Here is a 2703-nt window from a genome sequence, read left to right on the forward strand (position 1 = left end):
GTCCTGATCAATAATGCAGAGGATAGCTTACATTATGAGATGTCGTACCATAAAGACGGTGGGGTGTTTAGTAGCAGTAAATCTGAGCATAACAAGATGGATGTGAGCCAAGTTGTGGGGTCAAGCATAACAGGGGGTGAAGGGGTTGCTGTTGAATCTGGCAATGATACCACAATCATTGGGTCTATGCTTTTTGCTGGCAAAGGAAAGGAAACAGCAGAAGATCAGGCAAAAGCGGATATTTCTATTCATTCTGGTGGGAATATTCTCATAAAAGGAGCCCAAGAACAGTTTGACCAACAACAGCAATCGTCGTTAAGTGGATTTTTTTACGAGGAATCTTCCAACACATCTCAATTGCACACCACAACGGTCTCCTCTGTTCTGGGTGCAACGGGCAACGTTGACATAGACGCACAAGGAGATGCCAAGATTTCTGCTTCTCATCTGCTTTCAGGTCAAAACATCAATGTGACAGCAGAAAATGTGACGATTGATGGCATGCAAAATCACCATAGCAGCCACTCAGAAGAACATGCATCTGGTTTTGGCGCGGGTTCAGGCAAGGGCTTTTTATCGATATATGGGAGTGAGGAAAAGGTGCAAAATGAAGAGAGTTTTGAACATCAAGGCTCTTCTCTCAATGCGGATGGCACGATCAACATCATTTCCAAGAAAAAAGATGTGACAATTGTGGGCTCTGATCTTGCAGGGGAAAATGTTAATCTTACCGCAGCCCGTGATGTCAATGTGCTTGTGGGTCATAATAGCCATAAATCAAACTCTGTAGAAGAACGGGAAGGTTTTGGGTTTCAGTTTGGAAAGAGCAGCAGCAGTGTTTCCTTGGGTGTTGGGGTTAAGAGCACGAAGGACACCGGTGATCAATGGGAAACAGCTTCCATTCAATCGCACATCACAGCACGCAGAGATGTGCAGATTACTGCGGATCGTGATGTGAACATGCAAGCGGCAGATGTTTTAGCTGATCGTGATGTGAACATCGATGCTGGCAATAATATCACGCTTTCGGAAAGCCAAGATATCTCTAAGACACAAAAAAAACATGAAAATTTCTTTGCTGGTGTTACAGGTTCTGTCAATGTGGGTATTCTAGACACCATACAAGATATAAGGGATGCAGGAAAACGTTTTGGTCATGGGGATACAAAACACAAAATCGGCAATGGTCTTATTGCTGGTCTAAAGGGATATGATCTCTATAACAAAAGCAAAGATCTTTACAATGGGATAAAGGGTGGCTCACCAAAAGGTGCTATTGCCAATATGGCTGATGTTTCAGCTAGTGTGACAGTGGGCTTTGAGACAGGGAAGACAGAAGCCTCTTCTCAAGTCTCCACAGCGGTGACAGATACAATAGAAGCAGGGCGTGCTATTAATATGCAAGCCCACAAGGGCAGCATTCATGGTGTTGGCGCTGATATTATCGCTGGCACCAATCCTGTTTATGCAAATGATGAACAGAGCGGGAATATTACCTTGGAAGCAGGACAGCATATTACCTTTGAAAGTGCGCAAAACACGCAAAGCAAACAAAAACATAGCCAAAGCGTTTCAATGAATATTGGAGCCAGTTATGGTACTGGTGGCACGGAAGTAACCGGCAATATCTCTTTTAGTCAAGGAGAAGGTTCCAGTGAACAGGTTCAACAAAAGAACAGCTATCTTATTGGCACCGGCATTGTTCATACCACGAGTGGGGCAAACACCACATTGGCAGGCGCCGTGGTTTCTGGAGAGCGTGTAGAAATGGAAGTAGGAGGTGATTTTACCGTTGTCAGCCGCAGTGATACGGGACAAAGTTCCAGCAAAAAAAACTCTGTTTCTGTTGGGGTTAAAGGCAATGGAAAGCCTGATGGTGCATCAATAAACGTCTTTTCCCAAAATGATCAATCCTCCAGCGATTATCACAGTGTTGTGGAACAATCAGGCATTAAAGCCCGTGATGACGGCTTTGAGATCACCGTTAAAGATAAAACAACGCTGACTGGAGGTATTATTGAAAGCACAGCCTTGGCAGAAAAAAACAGCCTGACCACAGGAAGCATCAGCACCAGTGATATTACCAACAGTGCGAGTGCCAAAGCCAGCAGTGATGGGATTAGCATTGCAGCGGGTGGTGCAATGGGCGAATACGACATCGTTAAAAACATTGCCAAAAATGTCTTAGATCATGCAGAACAACAGGATTCAAGGGAAGGATATACCAAATCTGCCATTAGCGATGGCACCATTGTCATTACTGATGAATTAGGGCAGAAGGCATTGACAGGGCAAGGCGTTGATCAAACCATAGCTTCCCTTAACCGTAATACCGCTGAAGCTCATAAGGGTGTATCACAAATAGATGTCACTAAGCTGGAACAAACAGCTGGTGAAGACCGTGAAATGGCAACACAATTGCTGGAAGAAGGATTTAAATACAGCGATGACTCCTATAAAACCATGTTTATCAAAGAGCATCCCATTGCCGTGGTCGACCGTGATGAAAATGGCAATACAATCATGAAATAGATGCAAATGGGGAGCCTATAGAAGACGCTCGTGGGCAAAAAATACCTAAGTTTCATTATTTAACGGATGAAGAAAAGCAGCATTTACAAGAGGGTGCTGATGGCAAGGTGCATGTGTCCTTTAATGGCATCTTTACTCCACCAGAGGAAGCCGCTGTTTATGCAGAGCAAC

1 pseudogene is annotated in these 2703 nt (G+C 44.2%); it reads left to right on the forward strand.

The annotated features are described in order from the left end of the window. Positions 1 to 2703 (forward strand): annotated as a pseudogene (locus tag ACFIO3_RS11135) (hemagglutinin repeat-containing protein); the annotation flags it as partial.

The sequence above is a fragment of the Bartonella sp. AD328YNZD genome, assembly GCF_042196425.1.